We start from the raw sequence: 20,300 nt of genomic DNA, 5'->3' as shown, positions 1-20,300 counted from the left end.
GTTGGACGTTGGCGCAGGCTCATGCCCGCGCCAACGCTGTCCCTCAGGCGATGCCTGCGCCGCCGGTTACGCCGAACACTTCACCGGTCAAATAGCTGCCTTCCTGGCTGGCCAGCAGCACGTAGATCGGCGCGATCTCCACCGGCTGGCCCGGGCGCTTCATCGGCACCTGCGTACCAAACTTGGTCACCGCCTCGGTCGGCTGGCCACCGGAGGACTGCAGCGCCGTCCAGAACGGGCCTGGCGCCACCACGTTGGCGCGGATTCCCTTTTCGACCAGCTGTGCCGACAACGCCTTGGTGTAGGCGACGATGCCTGCCTTGGTGGTGGCGTAATCCAGCAGGATCGCCGAAGGGTCGTACGCCTGCACCGAGGCAGTGGTGATGACGGACGCGCCTGCCGGCAGATGCGGAACCGCCGCCTGGCAGATCCAGTGCATCGCATACAGGTTGGTCTTCATCGTCTTGTCGAAGTCTTCCGCGCTCAGCTCGGCAATGCTCTCGCGGTATTGCTGGCGGGCCGCATTGACCACCAGGATGTCCAGGCCGCCGAAGGCTTCCACGGTGCGCTCCACCATGGTCTTGCACCATTCCGGGTCGGTGATGTCACCCGGCAGCGCCAGTGCCTTGCGGCCTTCGGCCTCGATCAACGCGAACACTTCTTCCGCATCCGACGCTTCGGAGGGCAGGTAGGACAGGGCGACATCGGCACCCTCGCGCGCATACGCAATTGCCGCAGCGCGGCCGATACCACTGTCGGCGCCGGTGATCAGCGCACGGCGTCCGCTCAGCTTGCCCGAGCCCTGGTAGCTGGTTTCACCGTGGTCCGGCACCGGATCCATGGCTGCCGCCTTGCCCGGCACGGGCTGCGGCTGGGCGGGGAAAGGCGGCTGCGGATACTGGCTGCGCGGGTCCTGCATTTTCAGACGGTCATTCATGGTCGATCCTTATCGTGGGGCGGGGGAGAGTGGGCGGCTCAAGGGCAGCCCTGGGTATCTGCAATCGTGGCCATGGCCATTACCTGGGCCAGGTGACTCAAGCCTTGCGGGGTGTTGCCGAGGTAGTGGCCCGTGGCCGGGTCCACCATTTCGCTCAGCACGCCCTGGCAGCGGCCGAGGGCGCCGTTCAATGCATCCACTCGCGCCCGGGCGTCCTCAACGAAGCCCAGCCGCGCATACGCTTCTGCCATCCAGTAGGAGCAGGCAATGAAGCAGCCCTCTTCTTCGGGCATGCCCGAATAGCGGTAGTGGAAGCCGGATTGGCCCAGTTCACGGTCGAGGGCGCGCAGGGTGGCCAGCAGGCGGTCCCTGCCGTCAAAGCGGAAGCGCACCGCCAGCGCCACGGACGCGTCCAGCTTGCCGCTGCCGGGGTACATCTCGAAGGCTTGCAGGGCGTCGGACCAGCAATGTGTCTCGATCCAGTCACTGATGCGGTCGCGTTCGCGCTGCCAGCGGTCGCGGCAGGTCGTCGGCAGCTGGCCCTGGTCGGCCAGCTCGACCGCCCGCGCCAGCGCCTGCCAGCAGCTGATCTTGGACATCGTGTAATGCTCCAGCTCCGGCAGCTCCCAGATGCCCGAGTCCTTTGCGCGCCAGTGGTCCGCACAGAGGTCGGCAATGCGGGAAAGCAGCTCCGCGCTGGCGCCATCCAGGATGTTGCCAGCCGCCACAAAACAGAACGCGGTCTCGAAGATGTCGCCATAGATGCCGTGCTGGTGCTGGTCACCGGCCAGGTTGCCCTTCACCACCGGCTGCGTATCGCGGTAGCCGCGCATGGGCAGTTCCTGCACCGGCTCCACCTTTTCGCCATCCAGGGTGAAGACCACCTTCGGCCCATGGCGCCGCAGCTGTCGCAGCAGCCAGGTGAACGCCGCTTTGGATTCCGCTTCCAGACCGGCGGCCAGGAAGGCCTGGATGGTGTACCCAGCGTCGCGGACCCAGGCATAGCGGTAATCGAAATTCTTGTCACCGCCGATACGCTCGGGCAGCGACGTGGTGGCGGCCGCTGCGATGGCACCCGAGGGCGAGTACAGCAGCAGCTTCAACGCCAGCGTACTGCGCACGAACGTCGCGCGATCCCAGCCGTCGTAGGACACATTGCGCGCCCAGGCTTTCCATTCGCGGTCGGTCAGGTCGATGCGGCCATCCACTTCTTCCACCGACGGCGCAACCAGCGGCTCATCCTCACCCACCACCAGCGCCACGGTCACCCGCTCGCCGGCACCAACCGTGCATTCACCGCGCGCGCCTTCGTCGGTCCAGCGCAGCTGCAATGCCGGGTGATGAATGGCCACGCCCAGCAACCGCTGCACGTGGAAGACCGTGTGTTCGCCAATCGAGGAGCAGTACGGGCTGGCAGACTGCGCACGGGTGCTGGGGCAGATGTGCACAGCAAAACGCACCTCGCCCTCCAGGCCCTCGATGCGCCGCGCCAGCTCGCACCAGGGCAGGCGACCCGCATTGCCGCTGTTCAACGATTCCGTCAGCGACGCACGGCCGGATGCCGTGGTAAAGACCGTCTCCAGCACGTTGCTGTCCGCCCGGTATTGGCGTTCGACGGTGCAGGGCTCGGTAGGCGCAATGCTGAAGTAGCCGCCGTTGTTGCCGTCCAGCAGCCGATCAAACAACGGCGGGCTGTCCATGTTGGGCGCACACCACCAATCGATGGAACCATCGCAGCCGATCAAGGCAACGGAGCGGCCTTCGCCCAGCGCCGAGTATTGTTCGATGGGCAGCGCACCGTCCTTCCTGCGCTCGATGGAAACCGGGGCATCGCTCACAGGGGACGCATCGGGGGAAGCAACTTCGGGCAACGTCGACATCAACGCACCCTCCGGCGAGCATGCAAGGCTGCCGGAACAGCGGCGGGGGTGCACATGGTGGATGTCCAGACGTGGGGTGGATTGAACCTAGAGAGCCACATGCGCAGGCAGAGTGAGGCAGTGCTCAACGCCACGTGATCGTTGCACTGCGTTGACGCATGCTTGCACGCCACGTGGACAGGCCGACGACCATGCTCGCGCCGCTACATCCCGAGGTCAGCATGCAACGTCCCGTCCTTTTCCTCCTGCACAGCCTGGGCGCCAGCCATCGGGAATGGAGTGCCGTACAGCGCGCCCTGGGCGACGCGTTCGAGTGTGTCGCGCTGGATATTCCTGGATTCGGCGGCACCATTGCAGACGGTGCGACCGACATCGACGCCCTCGTGGACTGGTTTCAGCAGGAAGTCACTACGCGTGCTCCCGCGTGCTGGTTTGCCGTCGGCCATAGCATGGGCGGCAAGATCGCCACGCTGCTCGCCGCCCGCAGCCGCGATGGCGTACAGGGCTTGGCAGGTCTGACGGGCGTGGTATTGGTCGCCGCATCGCCGCCGTGCCCCGAGCCCATGGAAGAGGCACGCCGGGAAAGGATGCTCGGCTGGTTCGCCAACGGAGCACCCGCGCGCGTCCATGCTGAAGCATTCATCGACGCCAACACACATCGGCCCCTGCAGGGTGCGACCCGCGAAGTCGCCATCCTCGATGTGCTGCGCACCGACCCGGTAGCCTGGCGTGCCTGGCTGCAGCAGAGCAGCCGCGAGCACCACCAGGAAGAGGCCGCGCATCTGCACATCCCCGCGCTGATACTGGCCGGCGCCGAGGACGGTGACTTGGGCGAAGCGGCACAACGCGTACTGAACGCACCGCACTATCTGCATGCATCCGTCGAGGCCGCGCCTGCCGCCGCGCACCTGATCCCCGTTGAACAGCCCGAATGGCTTGCCCAGCACATCGCCGCGTGGGCCCTCCCGCTGGCCGCAGTCGCGCTGCCACCGCAATTCATTCAGCTGCTCAACGCCGAACGCGTCGCACCGCGCATGCGCGCCCGCCTGCTGGCGCGGCATGCGAGACCGCTACCGCTGCCGACGTCGGCAATGCCTGCACGGCACTTGGAACTGCTGGCTGCCTTGGCGATATGCCTCGTACCCGCCGCAGACCCTAACGATCTGGCGTTGCGTATCGGTCACGCGCTGGTGGATCACGAAAGCGATGGCTGGCGCTTTGCCGATCTGCCTGCCGACGCAGAGGCGTGGGCGCAGGCCCTGGATCAACTGGATGTGGCCGCCAACGGATTCACCACGCTTGCCCTTGCCGAACAGCACGCGCTGCTTGATCGGGTGCAGCAGCAGAGCCCCTTCACATCAGACAACGCCGTGCTGGATCCCGTCCAACTGGCGCACTGGTTTGAGGACGCGAGAGCGCTGTATGCCAGAACCTGGATGAGTCTTCCCTCGACCTGGGCCGCCATCGGCTATGACGGTTTCGCTGTCGGCGGCAAAGGTGCGCGGAGCCCAGGTTACGAGCACACAGCGGCCGACATGATCGACGCGTGGCAGCTCCCATGCTGAGTCGCGCCGAGCCAAGCCACAGCGCAGACCAGTCGTTCGACGCCGTCATCATCGGCAGCGGCGCGGGCGGCGCGCCGCTGGCAGCCCGTCTGGCTGACGCCGGCGTATCGGTGCTGGTGCTGGAAGCGGGTCGAACATTCGCACCTGACGACCACCTCGCCGACGAACTGGCCACCGACATCTACTGGATGGAAGAGCGGCTCAGTGGCGGCCAGACCCCCACCGCCTTCGGGGCCAATAATTCCGGGCAGGGCGTGGGTGGCTCCACCCTCCATTGGGGTGCCTTCTGCCCACGGCCGGACCCACGCGATCTGCGCCTGCGCTCGCTGACAGGGCAGGGGGCCGATTGGCCCATCGCAGCGGCAGAGCTGCAGGCGTACGTGCAGCGCGTCGAGGCATTCATTGGTGTATCCGGCCCTGCCCACTATCCGTGGGACGCCTCCCGCCAGTACAGCTATCCACCCGTACTGCGCAACGCGTCCGCCCAGGCCATGCAGCGTGGCTGTGATGCACTGGGCGTGCGCGCCACGGATGCGCCTGCCGCGCTGGTCAGCCAGGCACGGCAGCAGCCGCACTGGGGTCTGCGCCAGTCCTGCAACCACTGCGGCGCATGCCACCAAGGCTGCAGCAACGGCGCAAAGGCCACCATGGATACCTCCTGGCTGCCGTGGGCCGTGGCACACGGTGCCGCGATCCGTGATCAAAGCCGGGTGGTGGACCTGGAGCGCGATGCCCACGGCCGCATCACTGCAGTGGTCTATCAACGCGAACATCGCCTGCACCGGGTGAAATGCGCCGCTGCCTTCCTGTGTGCCGGCGGCGTGGAAACACCGCGCCTGCTGCTCAACCTGGGGCTGGCCAACACCAGTGGGCAGGTCGGCCGCAACTTCATGGCCCACGTGGCCACCCAGGTGTGGGGATTTTTCGACGCCGATATGTGCATGAACCGCGGCTACCCGTCTTCGCTTATCACAGAAGATTTCGTGCGCCCGCACGACGCCTCGTTCGCCGGGGGCTACCTGGTACAGAGCCTGGGCGTGCAGCCGGCCACACTGGCCAATACACTGGCCCGGGGCGCCGGCCTGTGGGGCCAGCCACTGGTGGATGCGCTCTCTTCCTACCGGCATCTGGCCGGCATCGGCATCAACGGCGAGTGCCTGCCACAGGACGGCAACCAGCTGACCCTCAGCGACGAGCGTGATGCCTTTGGCATGCGGCGCGCGCGGGTCGATTTCAGCTATGGCGCGAACGAAAGGGCACTGGACGCGCACGCGCAGGCCCAGCTTACCCGCATCTGGCAGGCCGCAGGTGCTACGGGCATCTTCGCCGCGGCGCGCTCGGCCCACACCCTGGGCACCTGCCGCATGGGCGATTCGGCTGAAACCGCTGTTGTGGATGGCGACGGCCGCAGCTTCGACATCCCCAATCTCTTCATCTGCGACAACTCCACCTTCCCCAGCGCGCTGGCGGCCAACCCGGCATTGACCCAGATGGCGCTGGGCCTGCGCACCGCCGAGCGCTTCCTGCAGACGCAGCCACCGCGCCGCACCACATTTTCCCCCAAGAAGGACACACCATGGATCTCGGAATAGAAGGGCGCATTGCGCTGGTCAGCGGTGCTGATTCGGGCATGGGCAAGCAGACCGCACGCGAGTTGCTGCAGGCCGGCGCGCGCGTTGCCATCACCGATGTGCCCGACGGCACGCTGGATGAGGCCCTGCAGGAGCTGACGCCGCTGGGCGAGGTGATGGCTGTCGCCGGTGACGTGACCGAAGCCAAGGACGTCGAGCGCATCTGGGCCACCGTACGCAGCGCGCTGGGCGACCCGGATATCTACGTCAACGCGGCCGGCGTCACCGGGGCCACCGGCGATTTCCTCGATGTGGGCGACGAGGGCTGGCTGCGCACGCTGGATATCAACCTGATGGGTGCCGTACGCATGTGCCGCCAGGCCATCCCCGCGATGCGTACCAAGGGCTGGGGCCGCATCGTGCTGTTTGCTTCGGAAGATGCCGTGCAGCCGTATACCGACGAACTTCCGTACTGCGCGTCCAAGGCGGGCGTGCTGAGCCTGGCCAAGGGCCTGTCCAAGCAGTACGGCAAGGACAACATCATGATCAACACCGTGTCGCCGGCCTTCATCCATACACCCATGACCGACGCCATGATGCACAAGCGTGCCAAGGAAAAGGGCATGTCGTTCGAAGAGGCCATCCGCACCTTCCTGGATGAAGAGCGCCCCGGTATGGTGCTCAAGCGTCGTGGGCGACCGGAAGAGGTTGCCGCCGCCGTGCTGCTGCTGTGCTCCGAGCGCGCCAGCTTCATCAATGGCGCCAACATCCGCGTTGACTCAGGCTCAGTCTTCACCCTGGCCGGGTAACGGAGAGCTAGCTCGCCTGCGCTCCCTACGGGGAGCGCTCGATTGCCGGCGCACTCCGTGTCTCCGGCACCTTCAACGCCAGCAGCAATGCCGCCGTGGCGATCACCGCCAACACCAGGAAGGCGGCATCATAGCCTTCGCGCTGCACGATGAAGCCCGCCAGGGCGGGGCTCAGCGCACCGCCCACCCCGAACACCGTGGTGACCGCGCCCAAGGTGACGTTGAATCGCCCGGTCCCCTCGCTCAGGTCGCTCACCATGATGGGGATGAGCGCACCAAAGATGCCCGCGCCGACGCCATCCAGCAGCTGCACTCCCAGCAGCCAGGCCGGGGCATCGGACAAGGGGTAGAGGGCAGCACGGATCGGCAGGATCAGAAAGCCCGCCAGCAGCAGCGGACGCCGGCCCCAGCGATCTGCACGCGCGCCCACCAGCCACGCCACCGGGATCATCACCAGCTGCGCGGCAACAATGCAGCCGGCAGTCAGTGTGGTTGCCAGGGCAGGGCTGCTCACCGAAAGCTTCTGCCCCACCAGGGGCAGCATCGCCGCGTTGGCAAGGTGGAACAGGCAGCTGCACGCGGCCAGCAGCAACAACCGGCGGTCCCGCAACAGCAGGCGCCCGGGGGAGGGTGGATTTGCCCCCTGCGGCTGGGCAGCCAGGCCACGCGCCTGTGCATCATTGATGGCCGCCCCTGGGATCGCGCCCGCGGCGGCTACGCTGGCCAATGTCATCACCGCCATCAGGTAGAACACCACCGTCGGCCCCCACAGGTAGGCCAGGCCACCGGCCAGCAGGGCCGCCACCACGTTGCCGGCATGGTTGAAGGTCTCGTTGCGCCCCATCCGACGCGCGAACGCGCGCGGCCCGCTGACACCCAGCGAAATGGCCGCGATGGCCGGGGCGATCACCGAGGCCGCTACGGCACTCAACGCCTGGGTCGAGGCCACCACCGCAAAGCCCTGCGTCCACGGCAGCAGCAGGCAGGTGGCGGTCACCAGCAGGGCAGCGATGGCCAGGGTGATCCGCTTGGCATGGATGCGGTCCATCAGCGCGCCGGCGGGCGTCTGGGTCAGCAACCCGATGATGGCCGACACCGTCATGACCGCACCAATGCTGGCCGGTTGCCAGTGGTGTACCGACAGCAGATAGATGGCCAGGTAGGGGCCCAGCCCATCGCGAACGTCTGCCAGGAAGAAATTCAGGCCATCCAGGCCGCGCTCGGCGCGCCGGCGCCCGGGCGCATCGGGGGTGGGGTCGATCACAGGGCGGCTGCCAGGGCACGGAAGGGGAGGCCGGCAGTGTTATGCGCGTCACCCCGTGATGGCGGTGTGGCGCTCAGGCCTCCCAGGCAATATCCGCCTCGGAAGCGGCCGCCTCAAACCGGGGACGCGCAAACCAGTACCCCTGCATCAGCGTGATGCCCAGATCGGACAGGCAGCGCGCCTCGTCGCCTGTCTCGATGCCCTCGGCAATCACCTCGATGGAAAGCTGGCGGCAGATGGCCACCACCCCGGCAACAATCGCGCGTCGCGACGGGCTGCGGTCGATGCCCTGCACCAGGGCCATGTCCAGCTTGACGATATCCGGCTGGAAGTCGGCCAGCAGGTTCAGCCCGGCAAACCCCGCCCCGAAATCGTCAATCGCCGTCTTGAAACCGATGCGCTTGTACTCCGTCAGGATCTCCGCCAGCCACCTGCCATCGTCGATCTTCTCGCCTTCCACCGTCTCGAAGATGATGCGCTCGATCGGGAAGCCATACCGGCGCGCAGCCTCCAGCGTCGAGCGGATGCACACCTCGGGCCGGTAAATGGCGTTGGGCAGGAAGTTGATCGACAGATGGGACTGCATCTGCAGCGAGGCGGCAATCCGGATCGCCTTTTCCCGGCACGCCTGGTCGAACGCGTACTGCTGCTCGGCAACCACCTGCGACAGCACCGAATGGGCAGACTCACCTGCGGTGCCGCGCACCAGCGCTTCGTGCGCGTAGATCCGGCGTGCGCGGGTGTCCACGATCGGCTGGAACGCGTAACTGAACTCGAACGGCAGTGGCTCTGCATTGCGGCAGAGGGCGCATCCGGCAGGTCGGTCGGGGCTGGGCATGCGGTGCGGCCTTTGGGCGGCAGGAGCCCCCAGCCTACTGCCCACCGCGACAAGGCGAAGTGCAGGCTACAGCGCGTCAAGGTTGCGCCGCAGCGCGTCAGCCTGCTGGGCCAGCGCGTCGCGGCGGCTGGCAGGCATCCGCGCCAACTGCCGGTAGGGCATGTCCAGTCGGGGGTTGCCGCTCAGCGCATCCGCATTGCGGGCCAGAAAATCCCAGTAGAGCGCATTGAACGGGCAGGCCCTGGGGCCGGTCGGCTGATCCTGCCGGTAGGGGCAACGGCCACAGTGGTTGCCCATCCGGTGCAGGTAGGCCGCTGCAGAAATGTACGGTTTGGTCGCCAGCAGGCCGCCATCGGCGAACTGGCTCATGCCAACGGTGTTGGGCAGCTCCACCCACTCGAACGCGTCGATGTAGACGCCCAGATACCACTGGTGCAGGGCGTGCGGGTCCAGCCCGGCCAGCAGGGCAAAATTGCCGATCACCATCAGCCGTTCGATATGGTGGGCATTGGCATTGACCAGCGAGCGCCCGATCGCAGCGCGTACGCAGGCCATGCGGGTGTTTCCGGTCCAGAACCATTCCGGCAACGGGCGGCCATGGCCGAAGGCGTTGCTGTGCTCGTAGCCCGGCATCCGCGCCCAGTACACGCCACGCACGTACTCGCGCCACCCCAGAATCTGGCGGATGAAGCCCTCCACCGAAGCCAGCGGCGCCAGGCCCTGCTGGCCAGCCTGCTGCGCACGTGCAATCACTTCCCACGGCGAGAGCATCTTCACGTTCAGGGCAAATGACAGCAGCGAATGGAACAGGCGCGATGCCTGCGCACTGATCGCATCCTGGTAATCGCCAAACGTCGGCAGGCCGTGTTCGATGAAGGCGTCGAGCTGCTGCAGCGCCTCGCTGCGATCCAGCGGCCAGCGCAGCGCATCGGCCTGCGGATCACCGACGCTCGCCACGCCGGCCTGGGCAATCGCCTGCCAAAGCGCACTCAGGTCATGGCGTGGCCGCAGGTCCGGTGGCTCGGGTGGGTCGCCCCGCCAGGGCTTGCGGTTCTCCGCGTCGAAGTTCCAGCGCCCGCCCACTGGGCTGCCATCGGGCTCGACCAGCACGCCATGACGCTGCCGCATATAGCGGTAGAACGCCTCCATCGTCCACTGAGGGCGGTTGCCGAAGAACTCCGCAACTTCCTCTCGGGTGGTCAGGAAGTGTGCGGAGTCCACGCAGCGCACGGCAATGGTCTGCTGCGCCGCGTACCCGCGCAGTTGCTGGTCCAGCCGCCATTCGTCCGGCGCCTGGTATTCCAGCGCTTCGGCCGCGTAGCGCTGCAGCAGCGCGCTCAGGTTGTCCGGCAGGGACTGGCGGTTCAACGGATCATCAATGGCCAGATAGCAGACCCGGTGCCCGGCCTCGCGCAACTGCGACGCGAAGCGCCGCATCGCCGCAAAGATGGCCAGGATCTTCTGCGCGTGATGCAACACATAATCCGTCTCTTGGCGGATCTCCATCAGCACATACACCACGTCGTCCCGCTGTTCGGAAAGCCAGGGGTGCTCGAGGTTGAGCTGGTCGCCCAGCACCAGCCGCAGGCAGGCCGCGGAATCATCGCGAGTACCAGAGATAGCCATCGGCGGCTGGTTCAAGGGCATTGGCAGGTCGCAGGGGATGAGACTGGGCTTTCTGAACGTCTACGCGCCCAAGGGCGTTCCGGATGCATCCGGCGGCCCGTTCAATGCGTAGGCAAGGGCACGTTGAAAGGAGGACGCGCGCATGGCGAAGATGAGGAAGAAGGCAGACCTCCCGCAGAAAATCTGCGCCGCCTGCGGTCGGCCGTTTGCCTGGCGCCGCAGGTGGGCGCTGGACTGGGACAACGTGCGCTACTGTTCAGACCGCTGCCGTCAGCAGCGGGGCCATCCCAGCCACTGAGCGCGCGCTGCAAGCAGACGCATCTTTCATCGCAGCTACAGCACACTAGCGCGCTTTCCCCGCAGAACAGGGAGGCGTGCGGCGCCCTCGTGAGACCCATTTCCTTTGTTGTTGCCACGGTATTGGCAGGCATCACGTTCCAGGCCAGCGCATCAGAGCGCAGCCGGAATGCAACACCTTATTTCGAGCCCGGCGGCGCCGTGCGCTTCAACTATGGCTGGCTGGACTACGCGCCCACCAGCCGCCTGCAGCTGGAACTGCTGCAGGCAGACTTGGATGCCGGGGCCGGCCCCTTCTCCTTTTCCGCGCAGTACCGCTGGTACGACGGCTTCCACGCCGTGCATCACGCCTATGCAGGCTGGCAGTTCACTGACCAGACCCAGCTGAAGGCCGGCATCCAGCAGGTGCCCTTCGGGCTGCTGCCTACCGCCTCGCAGAGCTTCTGGTTCGGCTCCGGCTATTACCTGGGCATCGAGGATGACTACGACCCCGGCCTGGTGCTGGTGCACACCCGTGGCGACACCACCTGGCATGTCGGCTGGTTCTCCGGCGACGAATACGGCTCCGGTGCCCGCTACGATCGCTATTCGTTCGATGTGGCGCAGACCGACGCACTGCCATACCGCGAGCGGCAGCGGTTGCATGCACGGGTAGAGCAGGCGCATGCCTGGGCAGGCGGCGAGCTGCTGCTGGGTGCATCGGCCTTTGCGGGCAAGGTGCAGAACACGCAGACGCGCCGACATCACGGTCACCAGGGCGCAGCCGTGCACGCACAGTGGAAGCGCGATGGCTGGACGACGCAGCTGCAGTGGGCCCGTTACCGCTACGACATCCCCGGCGAGCGCATCGCCATGTCAGCCTTCCAGGCGCCGTTCGAGATTGCAGCGCAGGCCGATGTGCCGAGTGCCAACATCGCCTATTCGTTTGCGCGAAAGGGTCGGCTGGATGACCTGACCTGCTACAACAACCTCAGCATGACGCGCCCGGTGGGGCACAGCGCCGGCACCCGCGACTCGTGGCAGAACGTCACCGGCTGCAGCCTGCAGAAGGGCATCATGACCACCTACGTCGACTGGATTGCAGGCCGTGACATGTGGTTTGCCGGCGGCGAAGGCATCGGCATCAACGATGGTGGCCCCTCGCGTTGGCATTCCCGGTTGAACGTCAACATCGGCTTCTACTTCTGAGGCGCGCCGGGGCTGATCCCGGCGCGCCACCTCTCTGGCGCTTTGCTTACTTGGCAGGCGCCTCATCGTCAGAAGCATCGGTCGGGTCGTGCGCTGCTGAAGCGTGCTTCTGCTCCTTCTGCAACTGCGCCCGCACCTTCCTGGCCTGTCCCGCATCCACTGCAGACGCCGTGTTGCCAAATTCCTGGCGGATGAAGGTCGCCAGCTGGGCGATCTCTTCATCGCTCAGGCGCTCGGCAAAGCCCGGCATGCCCAGGTTGGAGGGGCGTTTGTCGGTGGAGGGCAACGCGCTGCCGTGCAGCAGCAGGCGCACCACCGAGGTCGGGTCGTCCGCCAGCACCGTCGGGTTACCCGCAATGGACGGGAACACGTCCTTGTAACCGTGGGCATCGGTGCGGTGGCAGGCCGCGCAGTTGTCCACAAACAGCTCGGCACCGCGGCTGTCGTTGATACCGGCCTGCAGCTTGCGCGCGGTGGCATCGCTGGCAGCAAACGAGGAGGGGTCATGACCACTGCCCGGCAACTGCTTCAGGTACACCGCCATGGCCCGCAGATCTTCCTCGGTCAGCTTCTGCGTGCTGTGCACCACCACGTCGGCCATCGGCGTACCCACAACGGTGCTGTGCGCGTTGCGGCCGGTCTGCAGCGTGTCCACGATGTCCTGCTCGCTCCAGCGGCCCAAGCCATCGGCCGGGTTGCCACGCAGGTTCACCGCGTTCCAGCCATCGATGATCTGGCCACCACTGAGGTATGCAGCGCCGGATTCGTCCAGTGCCTTTTCCTGCAGTGCAAACCCGCGCGGCGTGTGGCAGCTGCCGCAATGACCAAGGCCCTGCACCAGGTAGGCGCCCCGTGCCAGCTGCGCATCGCTGTAGCGGCTGGCATCGAAGGCCACCGCATCGGCCTGTGGCGCGAAGGTCTTGCGCCAGATGGCCAACGGCCAGCGCATCGACAGCGGCCAGGTGATCTCCACCGGCTTGTTCGCTTCCTTCACCGGGGCAATATCACCGTGCAGGAAGTAGGCATGCAGCGCCCGCACATCCTCATCGGTGATGCGCGCATACGAGGGGTAGGGCATGGCCGGGTACAGGGTGCGGCCATCGGGTGCGATGCCATGCCGCACCGCGCGATCAAAGTCATCCAGCGAATAGCCACCAATGCCGGTGTCCTTGTCCGGGGTGATGTTGGTGCTGTAGATGTTGCCCAGCGGCGAGGCCACCGGCAGCCCGCCGGCAAACGGTTTTCCACCCGGCCGCGTGTGGCAGGCGGTGCAGTCGCCCGCCGCCGCCAGGTAGCGGCCGCGTTCAATCAGGGCCCCATCGGGCGCAGGGCCATCGGCCAGTACACGGGTTCTGGTCGGCACAAACGCGTAGGCGAGGGCCGCCAGCAACACGACCAGGCCAACCGCCATCATCCAGAGGAACAGCTTCTTCATGGTCGCGTCCTCAGGCCTGCACCAGCGGGCCCGGGTCGGGCAGGTACTTTTCACGGATGGCCGTGGCCGCCCAGTACGCCAGCCCGCCCACCAGGCCGGTGGGGTTGTAACCGTTGTTCTGCGGGAAGGCGTTGGCGCCAATCACGAAAACGTTGGAGACATCCCAGCTCTGCAGGTAGCGGTTGAGCGCGGAGGTCTTCGGGTCCGCGCCCATGATCGCGCCGCCACAGGTGTGCGTGCTCTGGTACTTGGTGATGTTGTAGCGCTCGCCGTCCTTCTTGGCATCGCCGCTCATCGAAAGCGGGTCCAGCACCTTGCTCATCTGCATGGCCTTGTCCACGAAGAACTGCGAGGCCTTGATCTCGTTGGGGTGCCAATCGAAGGTCATGCGCAGCAGCGGCCGGCCGAAAGCATCCTTGTAGGTCGGGTCAAGGCTCAGGTAGTGCTGCCGGTAGGACATGCACGCGCCCTGCACCTCGTAATAGAAGTTGTGGCGGAAGTTGTCCGCCGCCGCCTTCTTCCACTTCGCGCCCCAGGCGGGCGTACCGCTGGGCACGTTGATGCCACGCACCGGGCCCGCACCGGGCTGCCGCGCCCACACCAGACCGCCGCCCACAAAGCCCGCCTTGGCGTTGTCCAGCTGGTTGCCGTTGAGGTCGTCCATGGTGGTGCCCGCACCGCCAATGCCGATGAAACCGTTGGCCTGCACCGTCTCGTCAAAGAACAGCACCACCCGGTTGAGGTTCTGGTAGGAATAGTTGCGGCCCACCGTACCGGTATTGCTTTCCGGGTCGTAGGGCTGGCCAATGCCGGACAGCAGCATCAGGTGCACGTTGTAGAGCTGGAACGCGCACAGCAGCACCATGTCCGCCGGCTGCTCCACTTCGCGGCCCTGCGCGTCAAGGTAGGTCACGCCCGTGGCCTTGCTGCGGCTGCCATCCAGATTCACCTTCAGCACCTGCGAATGGGTGCGCAGCTCGAACTTCGGGCGCTGGCGCAGCACCGGCAGGATGCAGGCATTCGGGCTGGCCTTGGAATAGTTCAGGCAGCCGTAATCACTGCAGAAACCGCACGCGTTGCACGGCCCCAGCTGGCAGCCATACGGGTTCACGTACGGGCCGGAAGCGTTGGAGGCCGGGATGGGGTAGGGGTGCCAGCCCATTTCCTTGGCCGCCTTGTAGAACAGCTCACCGCCCAAGTAATTGGGATTGGGGCCCAGCGGATATTCGGCCGAGCGCGAGCCCTCGAACGGGTTGCCACCCTGCTGCACCACACCGTTGATGACACCGGCCTTGCCGGAGGTGCCGCACACCAGCTCGAACATATGCAGGTGCGGCTCCAGCTCGGCGTAGGTCACCGGGAAATCCTGGATGGTCATGTCGGCCGGAATGAAGGCCTTGCCATAGCGCTCTTCCACGTTGCTGCGCAGCTTCATGTCTTCCGGCAGCGGCCGGAAATGCGCGCCTGACCAATGGCTGCCTGCACCGCCCACACCGGTACCCGGCTTGAACGAGCCCATCTGCCGGTAGGGCACAGCCGTATCGGAAGTCTTGTGGCGGATGGTCACCGTTTCCTGTGACAGGCTCTGCAGATAACGCCGGTGTACTGAACCTTCCAGCTCATCCACCACGTTGGGGTAGGCGAAATCAGGCTGGGTATCGCGGTCGCCGCCGCGCTCCAGCGCCACCACATGCAGGCCCGCATCGGTCAGTTCCTTGGCCAGGATCGCGCCCGTCCAGCCCATGCCGACGATGACCGCGTCGACCTTCGGTTTCACAAGTGCCATCTGCTTCAGCCTCTCCGTCCAGCCAGGTCCACGGGCGGCAAGGGGTAGGCCTTGTCCCGTACACCAATCCAATCCAGGTAATCAGCGCGCATGCCGGGGTAGCCGATCATCTTCCAGGCCCCCATATCCTTGTTCGCGCCGTACTTGGGATCGGCGAAGTAGCCGTTCTTCACCTCACCCAGCAGGTTGGAGAAGAACAACTTGCTGGAAATGCCTTCCAGCTCGAGCTTGCCGCCCTCGGCCGCCTTCAGCAGCGTTTCCTGCTCGGCGTGGTCCAGCTGCGCAAAGGTCTTGCCCTGGTGCTGCTGGCGGCACTGCGCATCAAATGCAGCAATGCCCACGCGCAGGATGTCGCGCAGCGCCAGCTTGCCCTGGTAGCCAAACTCGCTGGGCGCTTCCAGGAAGGGGCCCTGCATGTACCAGATATCCCCGGCGGCGTAGGGTGTCTGCATGTGGCGGTCGAGGAACTCGGGCACGCCCGATTCCACCGCACCGGGCCCCACCTCATCCGAGGGAATCAGCCGGTCGCAGGCCGCCACCACGAAGGCCCACTCTGCCGTCGTGAAGAACTGCGGGGCATACGGCGTGCCCGCATCGGCGCGGGGCGCGGCCTGGCCGGGGGCATCACCCGGGGCGCAGCCCGGTAGCGCTGCGGCAACGGGGATAAGGGTGAGGCCCTGGAAAAAGCGGCGGCGCGTGAGCGCCGGCAGGGTCTTGTCGGGATCGTCTTTCATTGTCTGGCTACCTGCAGGGTGGCTGTTGTGAAGCATCGCGCGCTTGCTGTCGCGACCGCGTGCGCATTCACAGAGCGGGGCCAGGCAGAACCCGGCACCGTTGATGAACCCATTGTGTGGATGCAGCACACTTTCCGTAATGGCAATATGGGAAAGGAACTATTGCCGCAACGGAAAGAAGTGCCGTGATCGATGACCTCCACGAGCTGCGCACCTTTGAGCGCATCGTCCACGGCGGCAGCCTGTCTGCCGCTGCGCGCGACCTGGGGGTGTCCCTGGCGGTGGTCAGCAAGCGGCTGACCTCGCTGGAGCGCAGGCTGAAAGTCCGCCTTCTCAACCGTAGTACGCGGCGCGCCTCACTCACCGATGAGGGGCAGTTGTTTCGCGTGCACTGCCAGAATGTGCTGGATGCCGTGGAGGCCGCAGAAGCTGCCCTGGAGCAGCGCCAGGATGTGGTGGCCGGCGTGCTGCGGTTGACCGCGCCCAACGGGTTTGGCCGCCGCCACGTGGTGCCGGCGGTGCGCAGCTTCCAGAAGGCCCATCCGGGTGTGCGGGTACACCTCTCACTGCGCGATGAAGTGGTGGACCTGGTGGGGGAGGGCATCGAACTGGCCCTGCGCTACGGCACGCTGGACGATTCGCGCCTGGTGGCGCGGCAACTGGCCCCCAACCGGCGGGTGCTGTGCGCGTCGCCCGAGTATCTGCAGCGGCGGGGCGTGCCGGGCCGCATTGCCGATCTGCAGGGCCACGACTGCATCGCCAGCGGCAACCCGCCGGTCAGCCATTGGCGCTTCCTGGAAGGCAGCCGGACCATTGCCGTACCGGTCAACGCCACGACCCTGTGCGATGACGGCGAAGTGGCGCAGTTGATGGCCGTGCAGGGCGCCGGCATTGCGCGGAAATCCATCTGGGATGTGGCCGAGGATCTGCAGGCCGGCCGGCTGGTGGAGGTGCTGCCCGACCACGCACTGGCCACCTCACCACTGAGTGCCGTGCATGGCCCCGGCAAGCAGTTGGCGCCCCGGGTGCGCGTGTTCCTCGACCACCTGCAGCGCCACCTGCAGAGCACCATCGCCTGGCGCTACGCAACCGGCCCGAACACCTCCCCCGGTTAATCACCCAGCGCCGACGAACCGTAGAGTCGAGCTTGCTCGACTGCTTCCCTCGCAGCCCCGCGGGATCCCGCACCCGCATGGTGGTATTGGCGTGGCCCATAATGTATATGCTGGCAGGAGCAAAATCCCTCAAGAAGGCCACGGATAGCCATGAGTCGATTTACTTCCCTGAGCGCAGCCGCCGCCTTGGCAGTGACGCTCGCTGCACCGCTGGCAACCAGGTCAGGTGAACCTTCGGCGGGCTGGAAAGCGGTCAGCATTGAAGACCTCAAGAAGCAGGAAGAATGGCGACGAACATCGCCCACCGCATTCGCCAAAGTAAGCCTCGACATGAACGGCGACGGCTTGAAGGACGAAGCAACCCTGGTCGTCGATCGTGCCAGGCACCACTCAGGGCTGAGAGTCTGCTTTGGCAGGAAGGATCCGAACTCGCCGCCCCAGTGCCACATTCTTGTCGATGACAATCTGGAAGACGGCTACGACATCATGGGACTGGACGTGCGCGCTCCAGGCTGCCACCTCTATAACACCGTGAATGACCTTGTTGACGCCAGCGGAAGGGTCTGCAGTCGCGCACAAGCACTTGAGTATTTCCGTGTCGGCAGCGCGTCCTCTTTCTTTCTCTTCGATCAGAAGACAGGGCGCTTCAATCGCTACTGGGATTCGGATTGAGGTCGAAGCCACCATCGGCATCAGCCTCAGCGCCGAGATCAAAACCGGGAAACGCCGAGTCATCGACTACCTGCTGAGTCCATTGCGCCAGCATGCAGGCGACGCGATGCGCGAGCGCTGACTACGCCTGGTAACTGCGGCACCTGCTCACACCACTCAATCAATGAGGCCATTCGTACAAATGCTGCGCTTCATCCTGCTTCCGCTTCTGGCGGTCCTGGCCGCATGCCAGGACCCGCCACCCCAGCGCCCGGTGCATGTGATGCTCCGCCCCTACCTGCTGCGGCCCGGCGTTGACCCGGCTGGCGGCAACGCCGTGGTGGTCTACCTCAACCGCGACGACGGCCGCGTAAGGGAAGGACCGGGCAGAGCGGCAGGGACGCCATGGACAACCCTCCGCGTGCTTGTGGGCGTCGGCGCCACGCTGCCTTCTTCATTATCACTTCGAGGCGATGAGCGCGTCACTGATGAAGGCGATGGGTTCGAGCGACTGGAACGCGCCAGCGGGTCCCAGGTGCTCAGCATGCTTCGCTTCATGGGGCCCTGCGGACAGGAGGTGCTTGCCACCGCATGGTCGAACGACTCACCGAGCAGGGGTATCTACCGTGCAGAAATGCAGATGGATGAATTGCACCTGCAGTACTCATATGGCGCGGAGAGCCACGCCGACCATCTGCGCTTCGCGGCTTGGGCATACGCCTGGTACATGGGGCGGCCCTGCTCACAGCAGCAGCAGAACTCCGAGAGAGTCCCGAGCACGGGAACGCGCATTGCACCCGGCGGGCATCGCAATTGGGAGACAGTCAGTATTGAAGGCCTCAAAAAGCAGGACGAATGGCGACGAGCGTCGCCTACCGCCTTCGCCAAAGTAAGCCTCGACATGAACGGGGACGGCTTGAAGGACGAAGCAACGCTGGTCATTGATCGCGCCAGGCACCACTCAGGGCTGAGGGTCTGCTTTGGCAAGAAGAATCCGAACTCGCCGTCCAAGTGCCACATTCTTGTCGATGACGATCTCGAAGACTCCTATGACGACATGGGGCTGATGGTGCGCGCACCAGGCTGTCACGACTACAACACCGTGAACGACCTTGTTGATGCCAGTGGAAAGATCTGCAGCCGCACACCGGCGCTCAACTACTTCCGCGAGGGCAGCAGCACTTCGTTCTTCCTCTACGACCAGAAGACAGGGCGTTTCAATCGCTACTGGGATTCCGACTGAGTAGAGTCGAGCTTGCTCGACTGTCGTTTGCCTACAACCGCTTGCTCATGAAAACCCTCGCATGCCCACGCGGGTAATCCTGTAACCGGCCAAAGCACACATACCCGTGCCGCGCGTAAAACCCCTCTGCCTGCCAATCAAACGTATCCAGCCGCGCACCATGCGCGCCCAGCGCACACGCCCGGCGTTCGCATGCCGTCAGCAGGGTAGCCCCCACACCACTCGATCTCTCACCGGGCTCGACCCACAACACCTGAATCTCCAGCCAGCCCAACGCCACTTCGGCAAGAATGCCGCCCAGCAGAGCACCGTCGCGATCCCGCACCACCAAGCGGATGTGAGTCTCCGCAGCGTCACCCACGAAGGGCTGATTGAACGCCTGCAGCGATGCGCACAGTCGCTCAACCTCTGCCGGGGCAGCCTCCGCAAGCGCATAACCACGCTTTCCAATACCCCCAGCATCCATGCAACATCCTTCGCTGTTGATCTTCCCTACCCGTAAGCTACAACCCGGCACGGGCCGGACGCCAGCCCGTAAACGCTAAGATGGCTTGGTAAGAGACGCCTTCCGGGATAGGACGAGACACGCAATGGATATGCAGATGAGCAGCGGCACTCCGCAGCCAGAGCGGGCCGCGAAAGAAGTCCTTACGTTTCACTGGCTCTACGCGCGCGTGCAGGGGCTGGTGGACCACAGCATTTACCCCAAGGCAGGGCCGGTCGAGCGCTGGTCCTTACGGGTTGGGGCTGTCGCAGGCTTGGTCGGGCTAGTCACGGGGTTTCTGCTCGACCGCTGGGTACCGGTCAGCATCCTTCTGCCAGTCACGCTCATTTGCCTGGTGATTGAACTGGGAGGGTTCGCCGTCCACGGTGTACTGTCGGGGAAGAGGCAATACCAGCAGTATCTGCAGCCCAGGCTATCCCACGCCCGGGAGATGGACAGCGAGTATCTGCAATGGGAATCCGTCCTTGCCGACATTCGCCGCTTCCCTCGCATCCAGCGTGAGCAGCGCCTACGTTACGTCAGCACCCTCAAAACGAGCATGATTGACCGTATGGGCCTGATGTATGGCGGCGTACAACGGCTGGGGCCATTCCCTCTGCTGGTTGCCCTCTACGTGCAATACCGAAGCTGGGAGAAGAACGGTTGGGCGGGCGTCTTCGATGTGGGCTTCGCAGGCGGCATTCTTATCTTTGCCATGATTCTTCTATATGCGATGGCTTGGCTGCTGATCGGCCAGCGCATCCGTCTGGAAACCTATATCAGCCTGCTCGAAGCCTCCCTGCAGGAACCCGAAGCCGACCCGCAGACCCCGTAGCGTCGAGCTTGCTCGACTGCTCCACCAGCCGGACCCACGCGA

17 protein-coding genes and 1 pseudogene are annotated in these 20,300 nt (G+C 65.4%); 9 read left to right on the top strand and 9 right to left on the bottom strand.

Annotated elements, in window-relative coordinates:
- Nucleotides 1-43 precede the first annotated feature (43 nt).
- Together IAE41_RS00860 and IAE41_RS00855 are read right to left on the bottom strand one after the other, a co-directional pair.
- On the bottom strand, nucleotides 44-937 hold the full coding sequence (locus IAE41_RS00860; RefSeq protein ID WP_079221898.1) for an SDR family oxidoreductase: 894 nt from the start codon (nucleotides 935-937) through the stop codon (nucleotides 44-46).
- A 38-nt stretch (nucleotides 938-975) separates the two neighbouring features.
- Nucleotides 976-2,817, bottom strand: a complete 1,842-nt coding sequence (locus IAE41_RS00855; protein ID WP_200731639.1) for a glycoside hydrolase family 15 protein — start codon at nucleotides 2,815-2,817, stop codon at nucleotides 976-978.
- A gap of 221 nt (nucleotides 2,818-3,038) precedes the next feature.
- Here IAE41_RS00855 and IAE41_RS00850 point away from each other — a divergent pair, with 221 nt between their 5' ends.
- The 3 genes and pseudogenes from IAE41_RS00850 (at nucleotide 3,039) to IAE41_RS00840 (ending at nucleotide 6,762) form a co-directional block, all read left to right on the top strand.
- Nucleotides 3,039-4,382, top strand: coding sequence for an alpha/beta hydrolase (locus IAE41_RS00850; RefSeq protein WP_200731638.1), 1,344 nt, complete (start codon nucleotides 3,039-3,041; stop codon nucleotides 4,380-4,382).
- Nucleotides 4,376-5,908, top strand: a pseudogene (locus tag IAE41_RS00845) (GMC family oxidoreductase); the annotation flags it as partial. The gene IAE41_RS00850 and the pseudogene IAE41_RS00845, both read left to right, overlap by 7 nt.
- A 50-nt stretch (nucleotides 5,909-5,958) precedes the next feature.
- Nucleotides 5,959-6,762 carry an SDR family oxidoreductase gene (locus tag IAE41_RS00840; protein WP_079221895.1) on the top strand — a complete coding sequence of 268 codons (804 nt, stop codon included), beginning with the start codon at nucleotides 5,959-5,961 and terminating at the stop codon, nucleotides 6,760-6,762.
- A gap of 25 nt (nucleotides 6,763-6,787) precedes the next feature.
- Here IAE41_RS00840 and IAE41_RS00835 read toward each other — a convergent pair whose 3' ends face one another.
- The 3 genes from IAE41_RS00835 to IAE41_RS00825 form a co-directional block, all read right to left on the bottom strand.
- Complete coding sequence (locus IAE41_RS00835; protein WP_200731636.1) at nucleotides 6,788-8,026, bottom strand: MFS transporter; 1,239 nt, start codon at nucleotides 8,024-8,026, stop codon at nucleotides 6,788-6,790.
- Nucleotides 8,027-8,099: 73 nt separating this feature from the next.
- A complete protein-coding gene (locus IAE41_RS00830) occupies nucleotides 8,100-8,864 on the bottom strand; it encodes an EAL domain-containing protein (RefSeq protein ID WP_200731635.1) in 765 nt (254 codons plus the stop codon).
- A 66-nt stretch (nucleotides 8,865-8,930) separates the two neighbouring features.
- Nucleotides 8,931-10,490 (bottom strand): cryptochrome/photolyase family protein, encoded by a 1,560-nt coding sequence (locus IAE41_RS00825; RefSeq protein WP_200731634.1) that lies wholly within the window; start codon nucleotides 10,488-10,490, stop codon nucleotides 8,931-8,933.
- A 151-nt stretch (nucleotides 10,491-10,641) separates the two neighbouring features.
- Here IAE41_RS00825 and IAE41_RS00820 point away from each other — a divergent pair, with 151 nt between their 5' ends.
- Together IAE41_RS00820 and IAE41_RS00815 are read left to right on the top strand one after the other, a co-directional pair.
- Nucleotides 10,642-10,788: a DUF2256 domain-containing protein gene (locus tag IAE41_RS00820; protein WP_200731746.1), complete on the top strand. Its 147-nt coding sequence runs from the start codon at nucleotides 10,642-10,644 to the stop codon at nucleotides 10,786-10,788.
- A 200-nt stretch (nucleotides 10,789-10,988) separates the two neighbouring features.
- Nucleotides 10,989-11,975 (top strand): hypothetical protein, encoded by a 987-nt coding sequence (locus IAE41_RS00815; protein ID WP_325166965.1) that lies wholly within the window; start codon nucleotides 10,989-10,991, stop codon nucleotides 11,973-11,975.
- A gap of 46 nt (nucleotides 11,976-12,021) precedes the next feature.
- Here the strand turns inward: IAE41_RS00815 and IAE41_RS00810 are convergent, their stop codons facing one another.
- From IAE41_RS00810 to IAE41_RS00800, 3 genes are read right to left on the bottom strand one after another with little or no spacing between them, the layout of a single operon-like run.
- Entirely contained in the window at nucleotides 12,022-13,410 is a 1,389-nt protein-coding gene (locus IAE41_RS00810; RefSeq protein ID WP_200731633.1) for a cytochrome c, read from the bottom strand.
- Between the two features lie 10 nt (nucleotides 13,411-13,420).
- On the bottom strand, nucleotides 13,421-15,196 hold the full coding sequence (locus IAE41_RS00805) for a GMC family oxidoreductase (protein ID WP_200731632.1): 1,776 nt from the start codon (nucleotides 15,194-15,196) through the stop codon (nucleotides 13,421-13,423).
- A gap of 5 nt (nucleotides 15,197-15,201) precedes the next feature.
- Nucleotides 15,202-15,930 (bottom strand): gluconate 2-dehydrogenase subunit 3 family protein, encoded by a 729-nt coding sequence (locus IAE41_RS00800; protein ID WP_200731631.1) that lies wholly within the window; start codon nucleotides 15,928-15,930, stop codon nucleotides 15,202-15,204.
- A 185-nt stretch (nucleotides 15,931-16,115) separates the two neighbouring features.
- Here IAE41_RS00800 and IAE41_RS00795 point away from each other — a divergent pair, with 185 nt between their 5' ends.
- From IAE41_RS00795 to IAE41_RS00785, 3 genes are all read left to right on the top strand, one after another.
- Nucleotides 16,116-17,045 (top strand): LysR family transcriptional regulator, encoded by a 930-nt coding sequence (locus IAE41_RS00795; protein ID WP_200731630.1) that lies wholly within the window; start codon nucleotides 16,116-16,118, stop codon nucleotides 17,043-17,045.
- Nucleotides 17,046-17,195: 150 nt separating this feature from the next.
- A complete protein-coding gene (locus IAE41_RS00790) occupies nucleotides 17,196-17,717 on the top strand; it encodes a hypothetical protein (RefSeq protein WP_200731629.1) in 522 nt (173 codons plus the stop codon).
- 181 nt (nucleotides 17,718-17,898) lie between these two features.
- Nucleotides 17,899-18,939, top strand: coding sequence for a hypothetical protein (locus tag IAE41_RS00785; RefSeq protein WP_200731628.1), 1,041 nt, complete (start codon nucleotides 17,899-17,901; stop codon nucleotides 18,937-18,939).
- Between the two features lie 31 nt (nucleotides 18,940-18,970).
- On the opposite strand, the gene IAE41_RS00780 is transcribed toward IAE41_RS00785, so the two are convergent.
- Nucleotides 18,971-19,405 (bottom strand): GNAT family N-acetyltransferase, encoded by a 435-nt coding sequence (locus IAE41_RS00780; RefSeq protein WP_200731627.1) that lies wholly within the window; start codon nucleotides 19,403-19,405, stop codon nucleotides 18,971-18,973.
- A 136-nt stretch (nucleotides 19,406-19,541) separates the two neighbouring features.
- Here IAE41_RS00780 and IAE41_RS00775 point away from each other — a divergent pair, with 136 nt between their 5' ends.
- A complete protein-coding gene (locus tag IAE41_RS00775) occupies nucleotides 19,542-20,258 on the top strand; it encodes a hypothetical protein (RefSeq protein ID WP_234458198.1) in 717 nt (238 codons plus the stop codon).
- Nucleotides 20,259-20,300: the final 42 nt, after the last annotated feature.

Origin of the sequence: Stenotrophomonas sp. S39 (assembly GCF_016624665.1) — a bacterium.
Lineage (GTDB): Bacteria > Pseudomonadota > Gammaproteobacteria > Xanthomonadales > Xanthomonadaceae > Stenotrophomonas.
The sequence above is the reverse complement of the archived record's forward strand: the minus strand, read 5'-3'. Positions and strand labels throughout refer to the sequence as shown.